Origin of the sequence: Staphylococcus schleiferi (assembly GCF_025558325.1) — a bacterium.
GTDB classification, from domain to species: domain Bacteria; phylum Bacillota; class Bacilli; order Staphylococcales; family Staphylococcaceae; genus Staphylococcus; species Staphylococcus schleiferi.
This window is the reverse complement of the sequence record NZ_CP094712.1, coordinates 315,117-339,031: the sequence shown is the minus strand read 5'-3', so window position 1 is coordinate 339,031 and position 23,915 is coordinate 315,117. Positions and strand designations below refer to the sequence as shown.

The following is a 23,915-nucleotide window of genomic DNA, read 5'->3' as shown; positions in this document are numbered from 1 at the left end:
TATCATTTGATGAGGTACTTGCTTAAGAATTTTAATGTCAATGACCGCCTTTTAAAAGAAAAGTCATACTGTTACTAATAATGATTAGCAGTATGACTTTTGGCCTATAAATTCCCTTTATATAGAAGCTAAAATAAAAAGCACTCCCACTAAATACATCAACATGTATTCAGCGAAAGTGCCTCCCATGATTACAACTGGGAAAACTCAAAAACGAATCGGTATTGAACGCATTAATTGTTTGAATAGTTTGCGTATTGTGATGCTAAGTGTTGATATTCTTTTTGAGTAAGTGCGTGTGCATCAGATGTGCTACCAACAGCAGATAAAAGAACAGCTACTGCAGCAGTTGACATTAAACCTTTTACCAATTTACTCATTCATATCACCTCTTTCACTTTTAAGTATAATTATTATACCACAAATTAATCGCACTTCAAACCTGAGATTCTAATGTATTTCACTTTTCCTTCTACTTAAAGTTCATAAAATAATCATTCAATTAAATTTATCAATAGAGGTACATCACTTTTGTAATACATTTCTTTTAAACGTTTTATTATGACAAGCAACAACTTTACAGGCTTAAGATGTCATTTTATACATTTCGTGTTCATTTAGCACACTACTGATGTAGTTTAATTTTTAGATCAACCTAAAAATCAAAACCTCAAAAATCCTTAATATTACTGAATTACTGCTAACTTTAAGCGGTTTTTAAATAATAACCGCTATCTTTTTATTTGAAACTATTTAATAAATTCGTCATACTAAGGGTGTAATTATCACGTTACGAGGAGTGAAAGGAAGTATGAATCAAGAACAACTAGAAAAAATGAAAAATGGTAAAGGTTTCATTGCAGCACTAGACCAAAGCGGTGGTAGTACCCCTAAAGCATTGCGCGGTTATGGTGTTGGCGAAGACCAATATAACAATGATGACGAAATGTTTAAATTGGTTCACGAGATGCGTACACGTATCGTAACATCACCATCATTTACTTCAGATAAAGTCATTGGTGCAATCTTATTTGAACAAACAATGGACCGTGAAGTTGAAGGTAAACATACAGGTGACTACCTTGCTGATAAAGGAATTGTACCATTCCTTAAAATTGACAAAGGTTTAGCAGATGTTGAAAATGGTGTTCAATTAATGAAACCTATGCCTGAACTTGATCAATTATTAGATCGTGCAAACGACCATAAAATCTTTGGTACAAAAATGCGTTCAAATATCTTAGAATTCAACAAAGAAGGTATCGACGCAGTAATTAAGCAACAATTTGAAGTTGCACAACAAATTATCAATAAAGGTCTTGTACCTATTATCGAACCTGAAGTGAACATCGATGCAGAAAACAAAGCTGAAATCGAAGCTTACTTAACAGAATTAATTCAAAAACATTTAGATGCTTTAGCTTCAGATGATTACGTGATGTTAAAATTAACAATTCCAACACGTGCGAACCAATATGAATCATTGATTAACCACCCTAACGTTGTTCGTGTGGTTGCTTTATCAGGAGGCTACAGCCTTGAAAAAGCAAATGAATTCTTAAAAACAAATAACGGCTTAATTGCGAGCTTCTCTCGTGCATTAATTAACGATTTACGTGTAAGCCAATCTGACGAAGAATTTGACCGCTTATTAGGCCAAACAATCGATTCAATTTACGATGCTTCAGTTAACAAAGTACAAGCGTAAAACGTTAACAAAATTAAACCGAATCGCATTTAATTTATAAATGCAAATCGCGTGGAAACACAATTTTTCAAATCAATTGTGTTTCCACTTTTTTATATCACGAAAAAACGCCTATCAGGAGGGCACAATTTAAATGTGCGCTCTGATAGGCGTTGTATGTTTGTATGACTATTTTAGTGTTCTAACATTTCATCTTTTACTTCTTCTTTTGACAATTTAGCTGGGTAATATGTTGGCCAGTTATCTAGCTCTTTTAAGACTTTGTCACGATCATTGCCCATGAAAATATGGAAGTGTTCAGATTTTTTAGGTGCAATATTGTGGTCACTAAATTGTACATATTTTGGTAAATCTTTAGACGCTTCACCTTCAAGTTTGAAAGTATAACGTACGCCACGGTTACCACCTTTGTAATCTAAAATGTCTTTACCATCATAACGGTATGTGCCAGTCATTGACTTACCGTTTTTAGTGAAAGTGATTTGATCACCTGAGATTTTAATTTTTTCTATATCTGTTTTGTAACCTTTTTCATAATATGATTTGTATTCTTTCGCAGATTTATCGCCTTTATCTTCAGCTTTATGTTTGAAGACTTCATCTAAAGTACCATCTTTTAATAAAGGATAAACAGATTGCCAGTTACCTTCATAATCAGAAAGTTCACGGTCTTTCACTTGGCTGTCTTTGAAGTAACCATCTTGGATTGCTTTTGTATGTTTATTTGCTGCTTTATCATCTTTAACTTTAATTTTTTCATTCAACGCTTTTTCAAGGTTTTTCACGTTTTCTTTCATTAATGATTGATATGTCGCATCTTTCGATTGATCATCTGTCACAGATTCCATGTTGTTGAATTTCAACGTTTTCGCATTTGTTTCTTTGCGAATTGTATCTGTCACTTTATGTGAAATATTTTCTTCATAAAGAATGTATTTCGCACCTGTATCATTAATTTCATCAACGATTTCAGTTAATTCTTTTTGTGATGGGTCTTCAGCATTTAAACCTTCAACCCCTTTTTGTACAAAACCGTAACGATCCGCTAAATAACCTAAAGATTCATGTGAAATGAATACCGCATTACCTTGACGGTCTTTTGTAATGTCTTTCATATCTTGATCAATGCCATCTAAATCTTTTAATAATTTATCCGCATTTTTCTTATATTCGTCTTTATGATCTGGGTCGCGTTTTACTAAATCATCACGAATTGCAGATACGAATTTTTTATCTAATTGTGGATCTAACCATACGTGTGGGTCATAGCCACCATGATGATGATGTTCTTCACCATGTTCATGGTCATGTCCTTCATGTTCATGTGCTTCTTCGCCATGATCATGGTCGTGTCCTTCTTCACCATGTTCATCGTGATCACCATGCTCATGCTCATCATGTTCCCCGTGTTCATGTTGATCCGTTAATAAAGTTGCTCTATCTAAATGATCCTCTAATGAAAGTTTGTGATCATCTTTTTTAATTGCCCCAGCTATTTTTTTAGATACTGGATCTAAATCATCGCCCGTATAAATAAATAGATCCGATTTACTTGCATCTATAATATCTTTTTGTGATGGTTCAAAGCTATGTAAATCCGTCCCTTTCGGATAAATAGAATCTACTTGAACATGTTTACCACCAATTTGCTTAACAAACGATTGCAATGGGAAAACCGTTGTTGTTACTTTTAATTGGTCGTTTGATGATGCTTTATCGTCACCTTGACCACAAGCCGCTAACACAGAACCCGACAATACCACTGTCGCTAATAACTTGAAACTTTTTTTCATGATGTGGTCTCCTCCTAAAAATAGTAATGATTTCGATTTAAAATTATACGCTAAACATTTCATAAGCGCAATATGCATTTTTAAAATCATTATTTTCTAAAAATGACAAATTGCAAAATCTGTTACTTTTCATGCGCCGAAATGCTTCACTTTGATCATTACTGTATAGGATGACATTGCTTTTTGACAAAATCATAAAAAAGAGACGGAACAGAAATCATTTTGATCTCCTGTACCGTCTCTACTCTATTCACCTTACACTTTATGTCTGATTCTCTCTATCTTGCTTTCATTTTGCATCAAGTCTAAGTTTGACCGCTTCCCCTACAGCTCGTGCTGAAGCTGGATTTTGTCCTGTAATTAATTGTTCCGCTTCAACGACAAAACTTTTTAATGGGATTAAGCTTTTTTGATAAAGTGCGCCTTTTTCTTTTAATGCAGTTTCTAACTGATATGGTACTTGTTTTTTACGGCGTGCTAAACCTTCTTCTCGATTTGAGAAACCTGTCAACTGTTGCCCTTCGATAAGAAAATGATTGTTCGGACGCTTAACTTCAAGTAAAGCACTCGCACCGTGACAAACTGAAGAAATAATACCCCCACGATCGTAAATGTCGTTTACCGCATGAGCAATCGTATCATGTCCTCGGAAGTCATACATGACACCATGGCCACCGGTAAAATAAATCGCATCATACTGTGTAACATCAGCTTCATCGATGGATGGCGAATGATGTAATTTCTGCATAAAACTTTCATCTTCATAATATTTTTTAGTCAAACGATCTAACGTCACTTTATTCATACTCACAGGATCTAGTGGCGTTTCGCCTCCATTGATATTGTATATATCCAATTGATAATTCGGATTATTATGGAATACATCATAAAAATGCACCAGCTCGCTCAACCATAAACCTGTTGGTAAATCAAAGCCGTCAAATAGATCATAACTCGTATTCACTATCATTATCTTTTTCATTTTGAACACATCTTTCGTCTTTTTTCACCATTATAACGAACATTTCTCGATACACTTAATGAGTTGCTTAACAATTGCGCTGTTTGATATTAGAACGCCTTCTGGCAGTGATAAGCACAAAAAAAGAACGGCAAAATCTTTTTCTCATCATCAGATTTTACCGTTTATCACTATGTGTTGTCTGGATGTGTTTTTTGACATTTAGCGATCGCTTGGTTGTAAGCTGCTAATTTTTCTTGCTTAATCATATAAGCTGCAGTATTGACCGGTTCATATGCTTCCCACTCCGCTCTTTTTTCAATCAATACAGCTAAAGAGAGCAGAGAAATTTCAGGTGATATTTTTGTTGTCATATTATAAATCTCCATTCAAGAATTGCGCCTCCCCATTGAAAAAGCTCCAATTCGCATCTGTATTTTCTACAAGGCTGATGAGTACATCTTCTTTTCGAATACCTAATTTTTGATGTAATGATTCTACCAACTTGCGATAAAAAATCGTTTTTTGTTCTTCCGTTCTTGGACGCGTGATAAGCGTAAAAACTAACACATCTGTCGTCCGTTCTACGCCTAAGCCTGTATCTAAAATTTGCATCTCATACGCTTCATGTTGCGTCACAATTTGATAGCGATCACCCACTGGGGCATGAAAGGCTTCTAGCATCACTTCATATGAGATATCTAAAACTTCCTTAATATAAGCTTCGTCTTTTCCTTTGATGAGATCTATTTTAATGATTGGCATTATCATTCTCCTTTTCATCATGATTTGAGTAACCCCATTTTAATGCGAGAAGTAGTCCTACAAATGTTCCTATAAAACCATAAAGCCAAATGGATAACATTTCATTTACAAACATTATGCTTCCCCCTTATCTACAGAGATTTGGCGCGCTCGATAATGCATGATAGAGGAAGTGACAGTAATCGTCAGTATGCCCAAAACAGTAGCAACAGCACCGGCAGACATTGTACTTGGAATCAAACCGCCAAAATAAACGATAAGATAGGACACTAAACCTACAACCATCGAAAGTTCTGCTGCGCGGGCAGGTGCTTTTCGTTTCGCATATACCGCATGTAAAATAGGACCCATTGTACCGGCTGCAATACCGGAAATCCCACTCCACATGAGGTCACTCATATAGAGCGGTGGTTTCAAAACTAACAAAAATGATAAAAGCCCCACAATCGGTACAGAAACACGACTAATACGAAAAGCAATTCGATTGGCTTTCTCTCCTTCAATATTTACCCACTTCTGTTTGACAATCAGTTTTAAAAATAAATCATTCGCAAACACTGTAGAAATGGACACAAATAAGCCATCTGTCGTTGACATAGCTGCTGCCAGTATAACGACACCGAATAAAGCAACTATGGCAGCAGGAAACGCCCATTCTATATATTGTAGTAAGGCTAAGTCTGAACTGGCGACTTGCCCACCTAATGCTACGCGACTATAAATGCCGCCAAAAAGAACAAGCAAACATAAAGCCATCACAATGATATAAGTACGTATCATGCGTCCTAAATCTTTTTCACTTTTTAGACCTAAAATTTTATTAAATAAGTGCGGCGCTGACGCAAAAGCCCATTGAATAATAATCGCACCGATAATCATTGTAAAAGAATGAAAGTGAATGGATTCAGGATTAAAAACTTGGACTAAGTGATGATTTTGATGATCTAAGTTTTGCGCAATTCCTGAAAACGTCTCATGAATGCTCCCTTTCCAAAACAGCACAATGCCAGAGATAAAAATGGCGAGTCCAGCGACTGCCATAATGATGACTTGTAGGGCATCGGTATAAATATCTGCAAGTGCACCACCTACGTAAACATAAAGGACAACAATGACTGTGATCACAATCAAACTTGAAAAGTAACTCATACCGAGTAAATGTTTGAAAATCAAAGCACCTGCTACAAGCTGACTTGCGATATAGAAAATATTAAATAATAAAATCAAAGCCGTACCAACGCGTAAAATAGGACTGTCATAAAAATCGCCCAACCAATCTGGTAGTGAGAGGGATTGCTGCTTTGTGTTTAATGATCTGACTCTTTTAGCGACCATTAAAACACCTGTAGGGCCACCGATAAACATCGCTAAAAACAACCATAAATTATTGAGTCCCCACGCATACGACCATCCTGGATAACCTAGAAAGGTTGCAGCACTTAAATACGTTGCCGCAAAAGACAACCCTAGCGTACGGGGGCCAATCCTTCCGAAGCCAGTCGCAAAATCTGAAATAGTGTTCATCTTTCTAGAACTGACAAAACCTACCGTAATCATAAGCGCCATAAAAACAATAAAGCCTATCCATGTATACACTTTAACGTCATTCATAATCATCCCCCTATATCTCTACTAAATTGGCTTTTTTATTTCGTGCTGGATGTGTTGGTTTCACTTTCGTATGGCCTTTGCCAAACATATTTTCACGTAAAGTTTTACCTTCATATTCTGTACGATATATGCCTCTTTTTTGTAATTCAGGAATGATTAAGTCCACAAATTCTTCAAATGTACCTGGAGAATAAGCTTGTGCAATATTAAAACCGTCCGCACCACCTTCATTCGCCCATAATTCCAATTGATCAGCAATTTGTGAGGGTGTGCCGATGAATTTAGCCGTCCCATTACCTAGCCCGTGATTTTTCACCGCTTCTCGCAATGTCCATTTTCGATGTGGATCTTTTGTATATAAATTGAGATTGCCTTGCATCGCTTCGGTCTCGATATTTTCGATATATTCATCTGGATCATATTGAGAAAAATCAATACCTGTATGTCCGCTTAACAACGCGACTGAACCTTCATAGCTGACTTCATTTTGAAGCGCTTCATATTTTTCATAAGCCTCTGCTTCAGTTTTACCGATAATAGGCAAAACCATTGGAAAAACAAGTATATCTTCTCCATTACGGCCAAATTGTTGTGCCCTTGTCCGAATGTCTGTGACATATGTTCGCAACGATTCAATAGAGGTATGTTTTGTAAACACAGCCTCAGCATGCTTTGCAGCAAATGTTTTACCTTTTTCGGAAGCACCTGCTTGAAATAAAACAGGTGTTCTTTGAGGGGAAGGCTCTACAAGATGCGGTCCGGGTATATCGAAAAATGTACCTTTATGGTGAATCGCATGAACTTTAGAAGGATCCGCATACGTATCTGTCTCTCGCGCTTTAACCACTGCATCATCCTCCCAACTGTCTTCCCACAGCTGATAGCTCACTTGCAAAAATTCGTCTGCACGGTTGTAACGTAACGCTTTAGGTAAGCGCTCTTTTAAACCTAAGTTTACTGCTTCACTTTCTAAATAAGACGTCACAACATTCCAACCTAATCGACCATTTGTTAGATGATCGAGTGTAGATAATTGACGTGCCAACTTATATGGCTGTGCATAAGTAGTTGAGACAGTAGGTGCAATACCAATATGCTCAGTTACTGCTGCAATGGCGGAAACGAGCGGAATAGGATCGTGTGCGGGGAGTTGAACTGCATGTTTCACTGCGGCGTCATGGGATTGGTTGTAAACACTATAAGTGCCCAAAACATCAGCAATAAAGATACCATCAAATAAACCACGTTCTAAAGTTTGAGCAATATCCGTCCAATATTTTAAATTGTGGTGTGTCGCTCCTTTATCTTTTGGATGTTTCCATAAACCTGAAGCATGGGGAGAGGGAGAGTTTTGGACGAATCCGTTAAAATGAATTTGTTTTCGTGTCATGAACATTACCTCCTAAAAAATAGGAAGATAAGGCATAGCTGTAGTTGACTTATCTTCTAGCAATTGCGCTACTGGAATTGGCACAGTGAATGCATCCTGTTGCCGCGATTTCATCGGGCCAGTCCCTCCATCTCTCTTGATAAGACGATGATGTATATTCATGGGGTACTTTTTAATAAGTGAAAGGTAAAACAATGACCGGTAGAATAATCACTTCCTTCACATGGTGGCTTACGCTTTAAAAGCGTTCATGTCAATCTACCGGATCATGAATTTCCCTTTATTTTCATTTTGTGTGACGCTTAAAAATTAAATTTTGGCAAAGCCTTTTTCCAAATCTGCAATAATATCATCAATATGCTCAAGGCCTATCGAAAGACGAATCGTCTCAGGGGCAATACCTGCTGCTTTTTGCTCTGCTTCTGTCAATTGTTGATGTGTCGTTGATGCAGGGTGAATGACAAGTGACTTTGCATCTCCTACATTCGCTAATAAAGAAAATAATTCTAAGCCTTCAATAAACTTTTTACCTGCTTCGTATCCGCCTTTGACACCAAAGGTAAAGATGGAACTTGCACCTTTTGGTAAATACTTCTCTTTTAACGCGTAATATTCACTCGTCGGTAAACCCGCATATTTAACCCATGCGACTTTATCATGCTTTTCAAGACATTGTGCAACTTTTTCAGCATTTTCGACATGTCGTTCTAATCGTAATGAAAGTGTCTCTAAGCCTTGCGTTAGTAAAAATGCATTGAATGGTGAAATCGCTGCCCCTGTATCTCTTAAAATTGTTGTACGAATTTTAAAAGCAAGTGCGGCTTCTCCAAATTTTTCACTGAACACTAAACCGTGATAAGATGGATCGGGTTCACTTAATCCTGGAAACTTGCCATTATCCCAGTTAAAGTTACCTGCATCAACAATGACACCACCCATCGATGTTCCGTGCCCACCAATAAATTTGGTCGCAGAGTGAACAACAATATTCGCGCCATATTCAATCGGACGTAAAAGATAAGGTGTCGCAAATGTATTATCAACAATAAGTGGTATACCTTGCGCTTTTGTAATTGCTGCAAGTGCATCGAAATCCTCGACATTACCTTCTGGATTCCCAATCGTTTCTACAAATAATGCCTTCGTATTCTCTTGAAGCGCATTTTCTATATTGCTGACATCTTTCGTATCTACTAATGTGACATCAATCCCATATTTAGGTAACGTATGTGTGAAAAGTGTATGTGTCCCACCATATAATGTAGAACTGGCTACGATATGATCGCCTTTCTGTGCAACAGCTTGAATCGCATATGTGATAGCTGCCATACCTGAAGCAACCGCTACACCAGCGACACCCCCTTCAAGTTCAGCCACACGTGTTTCAAGTACGTTCGTCGTAGGATTCATCAGGCGTGTATAAATATTCCCAAGTTCATCTAAGCCGAATAAATTCGCCGCATGTGCCGTATCATCAAAAGTAAAAGATGTTGTTTGATAGATCGGTAAAGCACGTGAATGGCTACTTTCATCGACTTCTTGTCCTGAGTGCAATTGCAACGTTTCAAATTTAAAATCACTTGTCATTTGACATTCCCCCTATTAATAAAAAAATAAAAGCCTACCTGATAAAGATAGACTTTTACTAGAAGACTTATCTCTCAGGTTAAATCACCTGCAGGAATTAGCACCTAACTGAATAGGTTGCCTGGTTTCAAAGGGCCTGTCCCTCCACCAATCTTGATAAGTATGATTCAATTGTTAAAATGCAAGATGTATCGCGCAAATAGAACGGCCAATACAATAACCGTGCGGGTGTTTTATTGGCTTTTAATGATACAACAAGTCTATCTAACATCCTTAACGATGTCAATATACAAATCCGAATTTTCTTACAAATTGCAAAAATTTGAAAAAATCACATTTGTGAGTATCAACACGCAGTCCGTTTATTCGATGTAAATCGACTGACTAATCATCTCGGTTTTAATAAATTGATGGACGTCAATGACACGTTGATTTAATGACCCTTTATAGGGCAAATTAGGTTGATATAATTTTTGAATGAACATCCCGTCTACAATGACATCAATCTGTTTTAATAACGCAGTCCGTTCATCATGTGCAAACCATAAGTACTCAAATAAAAAGCCTGTCCAAACCCAAATTGATTTCCGGCTACCGTAGCGTTTTCGAAAAGCACGTACTAATGGTATAACGATATCTAAATTACAAAAAGGTTCGCCCCCTAAAATGCTTAATCCTGAAATATATTCCGGCGCACACGCATCTAACACTTCCGATATCAATGTTTCCGTTGCCCGTTCACCATATCGAAAATTTTGGGCTGCCACATTGTAACAACCTTCGCATAAAAACGGGCAACCTGAAACATAGACACTACAACGTACACCTTCTCCATCGACGAAGCTTTGGTATTCGATTTTAGCAATATAACCTGCACCTTTTTTTATTTTTTGTGCAATCATGAGGGATTCGCTTTCATATGTTTCACGCGCGCGCACATTTCTTTATGACGCCCTTCAATCATTGGTCGTTGTACAGGGTTACCTAAATAACCGCATGTCCGTTTAACAACATCAACCGTTTCAGGGTTATGGTTTCCGCAATGTGGGCAACTATAACCTTTTTCAGTTGTTTCAAAGTCTCCCTCGAAACCACAGTCATAACAACGATCGATTGGGATATTTGTACCTAAATAGCTCACGCGATCATATGAATAATCCCACACCGCTTCAAGCGCTTTCACATTATGGTCTAATTTAGGATATTCACAATAATGAATATAGCCACCGCTTGCAAAATGCGGATAATCTTTTTCAAAATCTAATTTTTCGAACGGTGTCACGTCTTTCCGCACATCATAATGAAATGAGTTTTGATAATAACCTTTATCTGTAATATCAGGAATCGAACCAAACGCCTCGTAGTCTAAACGGCAAAAGCGATCTGTCAAAGACTCACTTGGTGTGCTATAAATACTAAACCAAATGTCATGCATTTCAGTCCAACTATATTGATATGCTTGCATCCGTTTTAAAATTTCAAGTGTAAAAGCTTTCGCATTTGCGTTAGTTTCCCAGTTAGGTCCAAAGAACACTGTTGCTGCTTCATAAAGTCCAATGTATCCCATAGAGACAGTCGCACGTTGCTTATTAAACAAAGCATCCACTGAATCGTTTTCATCAAGACGATATTTAAAAGCACCGCGTTTGTATAAAATTGGCGCATTATTTGGCACGGCTTCTTTCACACGTTCAATACGATAAGCCAATGCATCATGTAGCACTTGCATCCGTTCATCAAATAAAATCCAAAAACGTTCAATATCGCCTTCTGATTCAATCGCAATACGTGGCACATTTAAAGTGACGACACCTAAATTACAGCGGCCACTATTTTCATATTCACCATTTTCATTTTGCCAAGCCGGTAAAAATGAGCGACAACCCATAGGTGCTTTAAAATCACCAAGCAACTCTACCGTTTTATCGTAATTTAAAATATCTGGATACATGCGTTTCATAGAGCATTTTAAAGCTAGTTGCTTAATATCATAGTTTGGATCTGATGGTGCCAAATTCGTTCCTTTTTTTATTGAAAAGACGAGTTTTGGGAAGATGGCTGTGATTCGATCTTTACCTAACCCTTTAATCCGTGTTTTTAAAATTGCTGTTTGGACTTTGCGACTGAGTTCGTCCGTACCAAGGCCAAAGCCTAAAGTCACAAAAGGGGTCTGTCCGTTAGATGTATATAATGTATTGATTTCATATTCTAGACTTTCAATCGCATCACTAATATCTTGTGTCACACGTTGATCGACATAAGTTTCAATATGCGCTTCGTCTACAAATTGTTGCGCAATATCACGATGTTTTTGTTCGTTATATTTCGCATATGTACTTAATAATTCATCTACTCGATCAATTGTGCAACCCCCGTATTGGCTGCTCGATACATTCGCAATAATTTGAACGAGTTGTGCCGCTGCTGTTTGTATCGATTTAGGAGATGTGACTTGCGCATTGCCAATTTGAAAGCCTTGCGCCAACATCCCTTTAGCATCGATTAAACAACAATTTGTTAACGGCTGAAATGGGTGATAATCTAAATCATGAAAGTGTATTTCCCCTTTTCGATGTGCCTCTGCCACGTGTTTTGGCAGTAAATAATCTAAAGCGTACGATTTTGAGACTACCCCTGCAGTCAAATCACGCATTGTTGAAAACGTTTCACTATCCTTGTTTGCATTTTCATTTACTATTGTAGGATCTTTTGTCATTAAACCAGTAAGTTCTTTTTCCAGTTGTGTCAAAATATCACTCTTTTCTATATATAGTATCTATAAATAATCATAAACACCATATATAGTGTTTTTCAAATGATAACTGACAGATTTACGAATTTGTCATTTCTTTTCAAACATTATGTGAACAAAATATTGCGTTAGATTGGATTGGAAATTTGAAGTAAATGCCTAAATTCTTTGTAAGGCTGCACGTTTATATCACGTTTCATCTTTTCTTTTTGATTGGGGAAAGTGCTTAAAGTGTTGAACATCATAAAAAACGCTAGGACTTGTGGAGGATCCTAGCGTTTTATCTATTTATAAATTTATGGAAGGTTAGAGAAATATTGTTATTGAGAAATTATAATCTATCTTGTGGAGGGAAGCGTAAAGTGATTGTCGTTCCTTGACCATACGTACTCTCAACTTCTATATGACCACCGATTTGATGCGCCAATGTTTGAGCGATGTACAAGCCAAGTCCGGAACCACCTGTATCTTTGTGTCTTGAACTTTCGACTCTGAAAGTTCTTTCAAATATATTTTTAATATCTGATTCTGGAATACCAATACCTGAGTCAGAAATCGAAATTGCGATTTCATCATCTACTTCAAAGACCTCTACGGCTAAGGGCGAACCGTGTTCTGAAAATTTAAGCGCGTTGTCGATGAAATTCATGATGATGCGTTCTATTGCGCGCTGATCTTGTGTGAAAGGTTTGATATTTTCTGCTATTTTTATGTCTAGTTCTCTTTGTTCATGTTGTAATCGTTGTGAGTAGACTTCAAAAATAGGGATTAATAGTTGATCAATGTGAATTTGCGTCAGTTCATTTTCTTGGTAGTTAACGGTGATGACGTCTGTGATATCATCGAACATTCTTGATAGTCGATCTGACTGATTAATTAAGATACTGTAGGCCTTTTGTGTATCTGATTCACTATGAATAATGCCATCTCGTAATCCCTCTGAATAGGATTTAATACTCGCTAAGGGCGTTTTTAAGTCGTGTGCGAGATTTTGCACCATATTCATTTTTTCTTCTTGCTCTTCTTTAATTAAATTCATTTGCTCTTGAATTTTATCGACCATTTGATCAAAGGATTCACTCAATTCTTTTATTTCTTTAGGGGCATTAATTTTGAGTTTCTCCGTTTCAAATTGGCCTTTTGCGATTTTCTGTGTTTTTTCATTCAACTTTTCAATCTTTTTTATCATGGGAACTGTAAAAAAGATACCGATAATTAGTGTCATCATACCGGAAAGGAATGAACACAATGTCAAAAGAATTGTAAGTGGTCCGTCAAACCACATCAGTTTGTATAATGTATAAAATAAAAATGTCGTTGTAATAATCGTAACGATAAACGAATAGATTAATTGTTTACGTATCGTCATTTAAATCTGCCTCTGAAACTTATAGCCTAGACCCCATACCGTTGCGATAATATAGTCGTCATAGCCATATTTTTCTAGTTTTTCGCGAATACGATGGACATGAACATTAAGCGTGTTCATATCTTCATAATACTCATAACCCCAAACTTGTTCTAACAAATCTGTCTTGGACAATGCGACTGATTCATTATTTGCAAAATGCCATAACAATTCGAACTCTTTGATGCGGAATGGGATAAGTTCTCCCTCTAATTCTACGGTTTTAGTTAAATTATTTAATACGAGTTTTCCACAGCGAATCGTGTCTTGTGTGGAAGGACTTGTGACGTTGACACGGTGCAGAAGATTTTTAACACGTATGACTAATTCACGTGGACTGAATGGTTTTTTGACATAGTCATCAGCCCCCAACATTAAACCGAAGATGGTGTCATGTTCGCTCGTTTTAGCAGTTAGATAAATATATGGGATGTCGAGTCCTTTATTCTTCATTTCACGTACAACTTCGTAACCATTCATCTCGGGCATCATGATATCAATTACCATGACATCCACATGGGTATCCAACAATTCCATTGCTTCTACGCCATTAGATGCGGTTGAAACGTGATAGCCTTCATATTCGAAATAAGTTTTACAGATTTCTCTGATGTCTTGCTCGTCATCAACTATGAGTATGTGCGCCATTTTCATCATTCCTTATATTTTTACGTTTGATGAAATGATTTAAACTAATTGCCGCTAATGTTTCTTTATTCATTAATAAAATGACAAAGAATAAAAGTTGCACTGGGTAAGTAAAAATCATATCAGCTAAAATATAATTTAACATAATGAACACGCCAAAGAAACTCGCAGTGTAAGATAACACACCTAAAATGAGACCTAAACCAATGGCAATCTCACCAAGTTGTACCATCCACTTGAAAAGTTCTAAATGATTTGCAACACCGAACTCGAAAAATGTCTTAAACCATTGGGGGGAATCTTGGTTGTCACGAATGACTGACACAAGCCCGTCAATTGCAAATCCACCTGTTAACTTTTCAAAGCCTTGCATCAGTATATAAAAACCTGAGCCTAAACGAATAAGGAGAATTAAGACTTTATAAGCTATCGACATATCTTCACTCCTTTCTTATTGATGTTGTTTCTTGTTGATTACTTGATGTTTGTCTTGATGATTATTTAAGTTTTGCAGAACCGAAGATAACGTGTGCTTTGTCACAGTAGATAGTCACTGTATCGTAGTCTTCTGCTTTAACACCTTTAAGGTCAAAAGTTTGTGTAGACTCGTCATACTTAACTTCGTCTAATTTTTCACCTTTTTTGATGTCGTTACCTTTAGTTAAGTAAACGTGTAAGTCTGGACCTTTTGATGATTCGTAGTCTGTTAACATTAACTTACCGTCTTTGATTTCAGCTTTACCTTTAACTGTTTCGTTGTTTTCACCTTTAAAAGTACCTGATTTCATTACTTTTGAGTTATCTACATTTTTATCTTGCATAGATGTCTCAGCTTTGTTGTCTTCTTTTTTGTCCATGTTGTCATTGCCACAAGCACCTAATAAAAATGTTGTCGCTAATGCACCTGAAACTAAAGCCATTTTTATATTCATAAATAATTCCTTCTTTCTAAATTGATATTACATGTATCATTGTAAATAACGTGATTGTTGATTGACATAAACTAGGTATTAATAATTCTTAAATAATTATTAACAGTCATTTCTTATATATTTTCCAATTATTTATATATATAAGAATGAAACAAAATATAAGATGATGAAGGTTATAAGTGGCGTAAATACCGCATTTTCCCCTTTACTTGCCAGGCAAATACATCTACTCAATCATGTTTAACTCTTTTATTTTTGATTTATCTTATCGATTGAGTTTATCTTATGACAAAATATTTTATACGACAGAAAAAATAAACCTCACCGTTAAATGTAATGATCAAAGACTTTTTCAAAAGAACACTCTATCAGTCATTACACGTCACGATCAGGCTTTTAAATATTTTACTTCTTATATTAATAGATTACTTTCTCACAATAATACGCTTCGAATTTCATATAAATTTATTGCTAAAAATGGCACTATTTTATTTCTCTAAAATACTAATAAACCCTATAAAATAGCATCATTCATAAATATTTTTAGGTTTGCCTAACTTTTTGATTTACAAAGCTAAAATTATATGCTATCTTAAAAGTGTTCAAATTGATATACGTGAATAACAAGTGAATGTCCACTTATCATTTTTTTACAATGATTCATCTGGTCTCAAAGGCATGGTCTCATGCGTACTCTGTGATGACCGTATGAACGTTTTGAATAAATTAATGAAGTCACGTGCATCTTTTGAACATGACAATTGAGATATTCATACTTTCATATTTTATGTTGGTAGTTATCTCGATTGCTATAGAAATCTAAATTTGTCGTCGTAATGACAATGATTGTGTGCACACAATTCAATTTGAAGCCATTTTTAAACATGACTTACAAATTCGACATGATTTATTTTTCTATCGTATAGGTCACTTCAGCAAAGGGTCAAAATCATACACATATCAGTCATTCCTTAAAGGACAACAGTAGGCAAGAATTAATATTCCCTTAACAAGTAAAAGCCAAGTTGAACAATTTTAGGCCATTAACAGATGGCGGATTGTTACAACAGAAATGTTTATCCTCCATAGCTAAAGTAAGATTAAACAACAGGTATGAACTCCTAGTGAATTGTCATAACAAAATCGCATGTCATCCCTCTAGTACATGTGATTCTACCGACAATATGATAATGTCACTAAGAGCACATGTATCATTATGTCAAATAGCCCTTAGCATAGTGATACACGATGGTCGTTACGCCATACCCCTATAAGCGTAACACCTCCAAATAATTACAACTTGATTCTATAGTAGCGCGGATTGTTGGTATATCGATACACTCCCTTTCGTATATATCAATAGTCTCGAAACATCTAGTATCATTTTTACAACTCTAGATAATTAAAAATCATCTTAAAATCTTAAAACCTTTATACCCCAGATGTGCTTCATCTCACATCTGGGGTCCCTTATTTTATTTGCCTTTTGATTGAGTCTCCTTCTTGATATTCCGACTTTCCACCTTACACATGTTAATGACAGACACTTCACTTTGAGTAGCAACTCGATACTACCGAAGACCTTTGAATATATCTCAACCAATGCTATATATGGTCTATGTATAAAAAAGAAGGGCTGTACACTTTATATGGTGGTTATGTGTCTATAATAATTAAGTCGCAAACTTCCGATTGCTTCTTCGAGTCTCGCTTTCCCAGGCGCCTTACCTCAACTAATTTTGGCTTTTATTGTAGCTCATAAGAAGCCAAAATGGATTTTCGGTTTCGGCTCTATGCCTCGGGAGTCTCGACTCGGTACGCAATCTATTTAAGCAATTTCACTATTGAAAAGTGGCATTGCTTACTTTATGAATCACACGTTTTACAGAAGATGCAGAAACGTTACAATCACTTGCGATATCAGTTTCTGAGCGAACTTGTGTTGCTTTATCTATAATGGCTTTCTGAACATGGTTTGAGATAAAACAGTTATCCTCAACAACATTTGTTTTAGAAGTAAAAGTCCGACCACAAACCATACATTTAAAACGTTGTTTTAACAGATTTAAATACACTGCTATCTCTTGGAATCTTAAAAAAGTAATTCGCGATAAACGTATTCCGTGTTTGTGTATTCGGTTTGGATTCGTATGATAACAGTGAGGACAAGTCATAGGCTTGTATGAAAGGGTACCAAAGATGACGTTAGATTTCTTACCTCTAATAACTACATCTTCTTCAACTTTAGTGATTTTAATATTATTATCTTTAATTTTTAGTAACTTTAATATATCATTACACATAGGCGCAATATGTCTCCTTTATTTTTGGTTTAGTCACTTAAAATTATAGAGGCATTTGCGCTATTTTTGTACAAAAAAGCAGGATGACTTATGTCATCCCACCATAAAAAATGAAGAACCAAAAGAAGTGACACATGATCGTAACCTCGTTTTTGGAAGTTATTAAAACGATATGTCCCACTTCTTTAATATAACGTCAATTTATATTTCAAATTCTTTTTTTAAATCATCAAGATAAGGCATACCACCTTGTGCACCCATACCAGTCACTGAATGACTTGCCGCTAAATTAGCAAATTCAATGGCTTTTGTCAGTGTATATCCTTTTTGTAAACCGACTGCTAGCGCACCATTAAAAGTATCGCCTGCACCTGTCGTATCTTTGACTGTTCTTTTAAAACTTGGCACTTTCACGAGTGAATCTCCATTATGATAAATTGCCCCTGCTGAACCTAATGTCACAATCAATTGATTCGGGTACTTTTCAAGTGCAGTTTCGATAGACACGCCATCGAACATTTTGGCACTTTCAGTTTCATTAGGTGTTAAGTATGTTGCTTGTTCAATCATCTGTTGTGGAATCTCACGATAAGGTGCTGGATTTAGAATAGAAATCACTTCATGTTCATAACAATACGCAATGACATGTTTCACTGTTTCTTCAGGTATTTCTTGTTGGATTAAGACGATATCTTTCGGTTTTAAACGTTCTAAAAAAGGTTGAATTCGCTGTGGTGTCACTTCATAGTTCGCAGAAGGCACAACAATAATACGGTTATCGTTTTGAGAAAGTGTGATATGTGCTGTTCCCGTTGGTACGGAATCAATCACTTGAATGCCGTCCATCTGTACGCCATTTCGTTCGAAATTCTCTTTAAGTTGTGTTCCGAATGTATCATTACCTACACATCCGATCATGTGAACATGATCACCTAACCTAGCTGCTGCAACGGCTTGATTTGCGCCTTTACCGCCTGGAGTTGTGAAAAAATGCTCACCCAAAACCGTCTCTCCTTGTTCAGGTACAATTTCTGAAGACACAACCAAATCCATTGAAGCGCTTCCAATTACATATATGTGTTGCATAACGATTCCTCCTTGATGTTTCTCTTCTATTCCATCTTATCCATTTGCCCGTCATTTTGCTAATATAATGATACCTATAAATTTAAATTTCAAATATATTCTAGTGTTTTGTTTTTCCCACTACGAATATCGATATCACTTTTTAGAAAGCGCTATCTTATTATTATCTACATTTAAGCTATTCTAGTATGTTTTTTCCTTCATCATGCTTCCAAAAACAAATTCATAACGTCATTTAGATTTACAGCACTCAAGCTTTCCGTTTTTATATTATATTCAATAATGATATATTGAATATATATTACGACTACTTGAAAGGAGTTTTCATGTATGACTGAATTTAAACTTGGCGCACAAATGCCTAACTTTGAACTTAAAGCAACAGATGATTCAACTTTTAATTTCCATCAATTTCAACAAGACTACCCAAACCAATGGTATTTCGTGATTAATTTCCGTGGTTCTTGGTGTCCAGTATGTATGGAAGAGTTGGATCAATTAATTAAAAATAAAGGTTATTTTGAAGGAAAAGATATCAAAATTATCTTAACTTCAGATGATAGCGCTGAAAACTTACAAAAAATGGTAGAAGAAAAAAACGTCCCTTATCCAGTTTTAGTAGATAAAGACTCAAAATTTGCAGATACTTACGGTGTTTTCAAACACCCAGATGACTCTATTTATGATGATCACGGCGCACATAACGAGCCAGCTTATTTCTTAATATCTGAAGACAATCGTTTGTTATATCAACAAAAACAAACGAATCCATTCGGACGCCCAACAATGACTGAACTTCGTAAAACAATCCAATATATTAAAAAAACATACCAAAGCCAATCATAAAGTATCGCTGAAGTATGCAGTTGCGTTCATTTTAAATTTGCACTACAACAATTGAACCGAGGCTGGAAACGAAATCCCAGCCCCGGTTTTTTATATTATTTTCAATTTTTACTATAACTTGCTTACAATCTCAATTAACATATTTGAAAAAATCACCGTATCCATAATTGACAGTTTGAGCGATAAGGTGCATAGCATTCATTGATTAATGCTTCAAACTTTTTATTGTAGTTCCATATATAGATTAGAAAATCTAAGCTGATAATGTCTGGGTTATGACCAATTTGAGGACTAAATTTACTTTTGACGTAACGATAAAGCACGCGCAAAATACATTTCCATCTTGAATCTGTAAGCCAAATCAATAAATCCGCATTTTTGATTCGAAGTTCAAGCGTCTCCGAATAAGTACCGTCACAAATCCACTTTTCATTTTTAACTAAATTAACGATGCGCTGTTCTAAAATATGCGGTGCCATCAATTCCCCATCTTCCCAGGCAAATTGGTCTAAATGCGTTACAGGAATATGTAATCGTTCCCCTATTCTTTCAGCAAGTGTTGACTTCCCAGACCCTGGTGTCCCCACAATGACAATCCTTTGATACATCTCTCCCACTCCTGTCTTCAATATGAATAAATGCCTTGGTATTCCACATCCTGTCTTACATGTGCATATCATTATAACTCGTGGTGAAAATTCGAGTCAAAGCCATGTTGAAAACACACAGTTACAAAGTGACTTTATAGGTTGATCGTCCTAATTCAAAAAACAAAAAAATTTTAAGTTTTAATTAACAACCGTACAATTATTTTCGTAACTTTTTTATTATCAAAAAATTCAGATTTATCTTTCTAAAATCCCTTGTTTTCTGATAGGAATTATTATAGTATAGCTGTATCTTAATTGATGGAGGTTCTATTTATGGCACTATTTTTATTAGAAACACAAAATTTATCTTTTGCAAAATCATCAGTCGAATTAGATGAAAAGGTCAAACTGCTTTCTGAAAAACCCGGACCAGAACTGATTGAAGTACAAGTGACTGAAGACCTGTCACATGGTTATTTTATTGTGGAAAGTGACAGCGAAGCAGAAGCAAAACAATTTCTAGAAGATGCGTCCATACAAGTGAGTCTTGTTAAAGAAGTGCGCCTTGTAGGCAAAGACTTAGATGAAATAAAAAAAGGAGACGTTTCTATAGATTACCTCGTGACTTGGAATATTCCAGAAGGGATCACAATGGACCAATATTTAGAACGTAAAAAGAAAAACTCTGTTCACTATGAAGAAGTTCCTGAAGTACAATTTCAAAGAACTTACGTCTGTGAAGATATGACCAAATGCGTCTGCTTATATAACGCACCAAATGAAGATGCGGTTCGTCGTGCACGCGAAGCAGTCGATACCCCTATCGATGATATTGAAAAAATTTAAAATTGCGCTTCATGACAGCCGAACACGACAACACTGCGCATGACTTATTTTTCTCATTTTGTGCGCTTAAAATCTCTTTATACAATTCAACTTCATAGACATATCATTCTCAGGGAGTGTGACAATGGTTTTCATATTCAAGTCCACTCCCTCTACTCTAACTATAAAACATAGTATTCTTATATGATTTAAGGAGGGTGTTCATGATTCAAATTCAAGGACTCAATCATTATTTTGGCGCACATCATGTGATTCGAGATTTTAATTTAACGATCCCAAAAGGAAAAATTATCAGTTTTATCGGTAAAAGTGGTTGCGGAAAATCAACACTGTTAAACCTTATTGGTGGTTTTTTAACCCCTCACACCGGTCAAGTTACGATTGATGGTATACATAAAACATCCCCTTCTTCAGACTGTTTAATGTTATTCCAACATCATAATTTATTACCTTGGAAAACCATTCAGGACAACATTCAATTAGGTTTAGCACATAAAATTCCAACCGTTGAAATGAATACGTATCTTGCGACGGTAGGTTTAGAAGGCACAGGGGCTCAATTCCCGGATGCATTATCTGGAGGTATGCAACAACGGGTTGCCATCTGTCGTGCCCTTGTGCATCAACCGCAAGTGATTTTATTAGATGAACCTCTTGGCGCATTAGATGCATTTACACGTTATAAATTGCAAGACGAATTGATTACCTTACGCACACATACCCATGCTACGCTACTTTTGGTCACACATGACATTGATGAGGCCCTTTATCTTTCGGACGAAGTCATCTTGTTAGGTGAGGGTTGTCAAATCATCAAACAATATCCTATTCAACAGTCACATCCAAGAAACCGCAATGATGATCAACTGCTTGCATTACGCAATCAAATCATGGAAGACTTTGCGATCAACCATCAGATGGCTGAACCTGAATATTACTTATAGCGAGGGATTTCCATGAAAAAGATGATATTATTTTTACTCATTTGTACCCTCTTAGTCAGTGCTTGTGCGCCTCAACAGCAGAGTCAGACATCGACACATACTCAAAAAACAATAAAAATTGGCTATTTACCAATTACCCATGCAGCTAATTTAATGATGACCAAAGTAATTAACGATAAAAATCAACAGCGCACTTATAAAATTAAGCTCGTCCGCTTTAATAACTGGCCAGACTTAATGGATGCTTTGAACAGCGGACGTATTGATGGCGCTTCTACATTAATCGAATTAGCAATGAAATCAAAGTCGAAAGGGGCGCCGATTAAAGCTGTCGCACTCGGTCATCATGAAGGGAATGTCGTTCTCGGTCAAAAAGGACATCATTTACATGATTTTAAACTCAATCAGGATTATTCCTTTGCGATTCCGCATCGGTATTCGACACATTATTTATTATTAGAACGGATGAGAGAAAAACTTAATATACAACCGGGTCACTTTCATTATCATGAAATGGCACCTGCTGAAATGCCTGCCGCTTTAAGTGAAAAACGTATTTCTGGCTATTCCGTTGCTGAACCTTTTGGCGCAATAGGTGAAAAGTTAGGAAAAGGCCAACTCTTACAGCATGGCAGTGATATTATTCCAGATGCTTACTGTTGTGTACTCGTGCTTCAAGAAGATTTGATTCAACATAATCAAAAAGCTGTGCACCAATTTATGCGTGATTACAAACAAGCAGGCTACGACATGACGGACACTAAAAAAAGTGTCGACGTGATGGAAAAAAATTATAAACAAAATCGTAAAATACTTGAACAATCGGCGCAATGGACATCTTATGGCGACTTAACAATTAAGGAAAAGGGGTATCGTGACATCGCTAAAAGCGTCTCTGAACATCATCTATTCGAGCCCCCTTCTTTTGACAGTTTTGTAGATCCATCATTATACAAGGAGGGTTAGTTCCTATGAGCAATAGTCGATTATCTCAACGCTTTATACTCCCTTTAATTACTTTTGTACTTTTTCTTTTTATTTGGCAACTCGTCATCTGGATAGGTCACTATCCCCCTATCCTCTTACCAAGTCCCCTACAAGTTGGGGCAAGCATTTGGAAATTTATTATAACCGGGGAAATCGGCATCCATCTCGGTATTAGTCTCTACCGCTTCGTCATTGGCTTTATCTTTGCGATTATATTGGCAATCCCTATTGGTATTTTATTAGGCCGAAATGATGCATTTTTTCACGCGATTGAGCCTTTACTCCAATTAGTAAGACCCATATCGCCCATTGCGTGGTCCCCTTTTATCGTCCTATGGTTTGGCATTGGAAATTTGCCAGCGATTGTAATTATTTTTATTGCGGCGTTCTTTCCAATTGTCTTTAATACGATTAAAGGCGTGCGCACGATTGACCCGCATTATTTAAAAATAGCTAGCAATTTGAACTTAACCGGATGGAAGCTCTATCAAAATATTATTTTTCCAGGCGCATTTAAGTACATGATGACAGGGATACATATCGCCGTTGGAACAAGTTGGATTTTCTTGGTCTCTGGAGAAATGATTGGGGCACAGTCTGGTTTAGGCTTCTTGATTGTAGACTCACGAAATATGTTGAATTTAGAAGATGTCTTATCGGCTATCTTTTTTATCGGGCTTTTTGGATTTTTAATCGATCGGCTCATTAGTTATTTAGAAAAATTAATGCTCAAGCACTTCGGGGAATCTTAATTTATA

24 protein-coding genes and 2 riboswitches are annotated in these 23,915 nt (G+C 36.3%); of the genes, 6 read left to right on the top strand and 18 right to left on the bottom strand.

The features are described 5' to 3' along the window. Nucleotides 1–233: 233 nt before the first annotated feature. On the bottom strand, nucleotides 234–380 hold the full coding sequence (locus tag MUA40_RS01390) for a hypothetical protein (RefSeq protein WP_155976540.1): 147 nt from the start codon (nucleotides 378–380) through the stop codon (nucleotides 234–236). 431 nt (nucleotides 381–811) lie between these two features. On the opposite strand from MUA40_RS01390, the gene MUA40_RS01385 reads away from it, so the two are divergent. Next, nucleotides 812–1,708, top strand: a complete 897-nt coding sequence (locus tag MUA40_RS01385) for a fructose bisphosphate aldolase (RefSeq protein ID WP_126495958.1) — start codon at nucleotides 812–814, stop codon at nucleotides 1,706–1,708. 173 nt (nucleotides 1,709–1,881) lie between these two features. On the opposite strand, the gene adcA is transcribed toward MUA40_RS01385, so the two are convergent. From adcA to rbsK, 16 genes are all read right to left on the bottom strand, one after another. Beyond that, nucleotides 1,882–3,501: a zinc ABC transporter substrate-binding lipoprotein AdcA gene (gene adcA, locus MUA40_RS01380; protein WP_194513490.1), complete on the bottom strand. Its 1,620-nt coding sequence runs from the start codon at nucleotides 3,499–3,501 to the stop codon at nucleotides 1,882–1,884. Nucleotides 3,502–3,790: 289 nt separating this feature from the next. Continuing rightward, a complete protein-coding gene (locus tag MUA40_RS01375; protein WP_262569761.1) occupies nucleotides 3,791–4,483 on the bottom strand; it encodes a type 1 glutamine amidotransferase domain-containing protein in 693 nt (230 codons plus the stop codon). 170 nt (nucleotides 4,484–4,653) lie between these two features. After that, a complete protein-coding gene (locus MUA40_RS01370) occupies nucleotides 4,654–4,836 on the bottom strand; it encodes a hypothetical protein (RefSeq protein ID WP_126495956.1) in 183 nt (60 codons plus the stop codon). Nucleotide 4,837: 1 nt separating this feature from the next. After that, a complete protein-coding gene (locus tag MUA40_RS01365; protein WP_016426010.1) occupies nucleotides 4,838–5,227 on the bottom strand; it encodes a tautomerase family protein in 390 nt (129 codons plus the stop codon). Then, nucleotides 5,214–5,342 (bottom strand): hypothetical protein, encoded by a 129-nt coding sequence (locus MUA40_RS01360; RefSeq protein ID WP_016426009.1) that lies wholly within the window; start codon nucleotides 5,340–5,342, stop codon nucleotides 5,214–5,216. The genes MUA40_RS01365 and MUA40_RS01360 overlap by 14 nt, the downstream gene beginning before the upstream one ends. Then, nucleotides 5,342–6,838 carry a sodium:solute symporter family protein gene (locus MUA40_RS01355; RefSeq protein WP_167732592.1) on the bottom strand — a complete coding sequence of 499 codons (1,497 nt, stop codon included), beginning with the start codon at nucleotides 6,836–6,838 and terminating at the stop codon, nucleotides 5,342–5,344. Before MUA40_RS01355 ends, MUA40_RS01360 begins: the two co-directional genes overlap by 1 nt. 10 nt (nucleotides 6,839–6,848) lie before the next feature. Then, the gene (locus MUA40_RS01350) at nucleotides 6,849–8,228 is read right to left on the bottom strand and encodes an LLM class flavin-dependent oxidoreductase (protein ID WP_016426007.1); all 1,380 of its coding nucleotides are present in this window, start codon (nucleotides 8,226–8,228) and stop codon (nucleotides 6,849–6,851) included. A 46-nt stretch (nucleotides 8,229–8,274) separates the two neighbouring features. After that, nucleotides 8,275–8,374, bottom strand: a riboswitch (SAM riboswitch). Nucleotides 8,375–8,537: 163 nt separating this feature from the next. Further along, the gene (locus tag MUA40_RS01345; protein WP_167732591.1) at nucleotides 8,538–9,815 is read right to left on the bottom strand and encodes an O-acetylhomoserine aminocarboxypropyltransferase/cysteine synthase family protein; all 1,278 of its coding nucleotides are present in this window, start codon (nucleotides 9,813–9,815) and stop codon (nucleotides 8,538–8,540) included. A gap of 64 nt (nucleotides 9,816–9,879) precedes the next feature. Further along, nucleotides 9,880–9,978, bottom strand: a riboswitch (SAM riboswitch). 199 nt (nucleotides 9,979–10,177) lie between these two features. Beyond that, nucleotides 10,178–10,717: an anaerobic ribonucleoside-triphosphate reductase activating protein gene (gene nrdG, locus MUA40_RS01340; RefSeq protein ID WP_016426004.1), complete on the bottom strand. Its 540-nt coding sequence runs from the start codon at nucleotides 10,715–10,717 to the stop codon at nucleotides 10,178–10,180. Next, entirely contained in the window at nucleotides 10,714–12,564 is a 1,851-nt protein-coding gene (nrdD, locus tag MUA40_RS01335; RefSeq protein ID WP_126495954.1) for an anaerobic ribonucleoside-triphosphate reductase, read from the bottom strand. The genes nrdG and nrdD overlap by 4 nt, the downstream gene beginning before the upstream one ends. Nucleotides 12,565–12,898: 334 nt before the next feature. Then, nucleotides 12,899–13,936, bottom strand: coding sequence for a sensor histidine kinase (locus MUA40_RS01330; protein ID WP_016426002.1), 1,038 nt, complete (start codon nucleotides 13,934–13,936; stop codon nucleotides 12,899–12,901). Beyond that, entirely contained in the window at nucleotides 13,937–14,623 is a 687-nt protein-coding gene (locus tag MUA40_RS01325) for a response regulator transcription factor (RefSeq protein ID WP_016426001.1), read from the bottom strand. Beyond that, entirely contained in the window at nucleotides 14,601–15,059 is a 459-nt protein-coding gene (locus MUA40_RS01320; protein WP_016426000.1) for a DoxX family membrane protein, read from the bottom strand. The genes MUA40_RS01325 and MUA40_RS01320 overlap by 23 nt, the downstream gene beginning before the upstream one ends. A 61-nt stretch (nucleotides 15,060–15,120) precedes the next feature. Further along, on the bottom strand, nucleotides 15,121–15,555 hold the full coding sequence (locus tag MUA40_RS01315; RefSeq protein ID WP_016425999.1) for a DM13 domain-containing protein: 435 nt from the start codon (nucleotides 15,553–15,555) through the stop codon (nucleotides 15,121–15,123). A 1,841-nt stretch (nucleotides 15,556–17,396) separates the two neighbouring features. Beyond that, nucleotides 17,397–17,858, bottom strand: coding sequence for a transposase family protein (locus tag MUA40_RS01310; protein ID WP_262569756.1), 462 nt, complete (start codon nucleotides 17,856–17,858; stop codon nucleotides 17,397–17,399). 201 nt (nucleotides 17,859–18,059) lie between these two features. After that, complete coding sequence (gene rbsK / locus MUA40_RS01305) at nucleotides 18,060–18,944, bottom strand: ribokinase (RefSeq protein ID WP_016425997.1); 885 nt, start codon at nucleotides 18,942–18,944, stop codon at nucleotides 18,060–18,062. Nucleotides 18,945–19,274: 330 nt separating this feature from the next. On the opposite strand from rbsK, the gene MUA40_RS01300 reads away from it, so the two are divergent. Beyond that, nucleotides 19,275–19,790 (top strand): peroxiredoxin family protein, encoded by a 516-nt coding sequence (locus MUA40_RS01300; RefSeq protein WP_016425996.1) that lies wholly within the window; start codon nucleotides 19,275–19,277, stop codon nucleotides 19,788–19,790. Between the two features lie 152 nt (nucleotides 19,791–19,942). On the opposite strand, the gene MUA40_RS01295 is transcribed toward MUA40_RS01300, so the two are convergent. Further along, entirely contained in the window at nucleotides 19,943–20,398 is a 456-nt protein-coding gene (locus tag MUA40_RS01295; protein ID WP_016425995.1) for a P-loop NTPase family protein, read from the bottom strand. Nucleotides 20,399–20,713: 315 nt separating this feature from the next. On the opposite strand from MUA40_RS01295, the gene MUA40_RS01290 reads away from it, so the two are divergent. From MUA40_RS01290 to MUA40_RS01275, 4 genes are all read left to right on the top strand, one after another. Then, complete coding sequence (locus tag MUA40_RS01290) at nucleotides 20,714–21,226, top strand: DUF4242 domain-containing protein (protein WP_016425994.1); 513 nt, start codon at nucleotides 20,714–20,716, stop codon at nucleotides 21,224–21,226. A 203-nt stretch (nucleotides 21,227–21,429) separates the two neighbouring features. Further along, complete coding sequence (locus tag MUA40_RS01285; RefSeq protein ID WP_016425993.1) at nucleotides 21,430–22,170, top strand: ABC transporter ATP-binding protein; 741 nt, start codon at nucleotides 21,430–21,432, stop codon at nucleotides 22,168–22,170. Nucleotides 22,171–22,182: 12 nt separating this feature from the next. Then, nucleotides 22,183–23,136: an ABC transporter substrate-binding protein gene (locus MUA40_RS01280; protein WP_016425992.1), complete on the top strand. Its 954-nt coding sequence runs from the start codon at nucleotides 22,183–22,185 to the stop codon at nucleotides 23,134–23,136. 5 nt (nucleotides 23,137–23,141) lie between these two features. Further along, nucleotides 23,142–23,909 (top strand): ABC transporter permease, encoded by a 768-nt coding sequence (locus MUA40_RS01275; RefSeq protein ID WP_167732897.1) that lies wholly within the window; start codon nucleotides 23,142–23,144, stop codon nucleotides 23,907–23,909. Nucleotides 23,910–23,915 lie beyond the last annotated feature (6 nt).

Coding starts and splice junctions, on each gene's coding strand:
- MUA40_RS01390 (WP_155976540.1), bottom strand. CDS start 380: ATGAGTAAATTGGTAAAAGGTTTAATGTCAACTGCTGCAGTAGCTGTT.
- MUA40_RS01385 (WP_126495958.1), top strand. CDS start 812: ATGAATCAAGAACAACTAGAAAAAATGAAAAATGGTAAAGGTTTCATT.
- adcA (WP_194513490.1), bottom strand. CDS start 3,501: ATGAAAAAAAGTTTCAAGTTATTAGCGACAGTGGTATTGTCGGGTTCT.
- MUA40_RS01375 (WP_262569761.1), bottom strand. CDS start 4,483: ATGAAAAAGATAATGATAGTGAATACGAGTTATGATCTATTTGACGGC.
- MUA40_RS01370 (WP_126495956.1), bottom strand. CDS start 4,836: ATGACAACAAAAATATCACCTGAAATTTCTCTGCTCTCTTTAGCTGTA.
- MUA40_RS01365 (WP_016426010.1), bottom strand. CDS start 5,227: ATGCCAATCATTAAAATAGATCTCATCAAAGGAAAAGACGAAGCTTAT.
- MUA40_RS01360 (WP_016426009.1), bottom strand. CDS start 5,342: ATGTTTGTAAATGAAATGTTATCCATTTGGCTTTATGGTTTTATAGGA.
- MUA40_RS01355 (WP_167732592.1), bottom strand. CDS start 6,838: ATGAATGACGTTAAAGTGTATACATGGATAGGCTTTATTGTTTTTATG.
- MUA40_RS01350 (WP_016426007.1), bottom strand. CDS start 8,228: ATGACACGAAAACAAATTCATTTTAACGGATTCGTCCAAAACTCTCCC.
- MUA40_RS01345 (WP_167732591.1), bottom strand. CDS start 9,815: ATGACAAGTGATTTTAAATTTGAAACGTTGCAATTGCACTCAGGACAA.
- nrdG (WP_016426004.1), bottom strand. CDS start 10,717: ATGATTGCACAAAAAATAAAAAAAGGTGCAGGTTATATTGCTAAAATC.
- MUA40_RS01330 (WP_016426002.1), bottom strand. CDS start 13,936: ATGACGATACGTAAACAATTAATCTATTCGTTTATCGTTACGATTATT.
- MUA40_RS01325 (WP_016426001.1), bottom strand. CDS start 14,623: ATGGCGCACATACTCATAGTTGATGACGAGCAAGACATCAGAGAAATC.
- MUA40_RS01320 (WP_016426000.1), bottom strand. CDS start 15,059: ATGTCGATAGCTTATAAAGTCTTAATTCTCCTTATTCGTTTAGGCTCA.
- MUA40_RS01315 (WP_016425999.1), bottom strand. CDS start 15,555: ATGAATATAAAAATGGCTTTAGTTTCAGGTGCATTAGCGACAACATTT.
- MUA40_RS01310 (WP_262569756.1), bottom strand. CDS start 17,858: ATGTGTAATGATATATTAAAGTTACTAAAAATTAAAGATAATAATATT.
- rbsK (WP_016425997.1), bottom strand. CDS start 18,944: ATGCAACACATATATGTAATTGGAAGCGCTTCAATGGATTTGGTTGTG.
- MUA40_RS01300 (WP_016425996.1), top strand. CDS start 19,275: ATGACTGAATTTAAACTTGGCGCACAAATGCCTAACTTTGAACTTAAA.
- MUA40_RS01295 (WP_016425995.1), bottom strand. CDS start 20,398: ATGTATCAAAGGATTGTCATTGTGGGGACACCAGGGTCTGGGAAGTCA.
- MUA40_RS01290 (WP_016425994.1), top strand. CDS start 20,714: ATGGCACTATTTTTATTAGAAACACAAAATTTATCTTTTGCAAAATCA.
- MUA40_RS01285 (WP_016425993.1), top strand. CDS start 21,430: ATGATTCAAATTCAAGGACTCAATCATTATTTTGGCGCACATCATGTG.
- MUA40_RS01280 (WP_016425992.1), top strand. CDS start 22,183: ATGAAAAAGATGATATTATTTTTACTCATTTGTACCCTCTTAGTCAGT.
- MUA40_RS01275 (WP_167732897.1), top strand. CDS start 23,142: ATGAGCAATAGTCGATTATCTCAACGCTTTATACTCCCTTTAATTACT.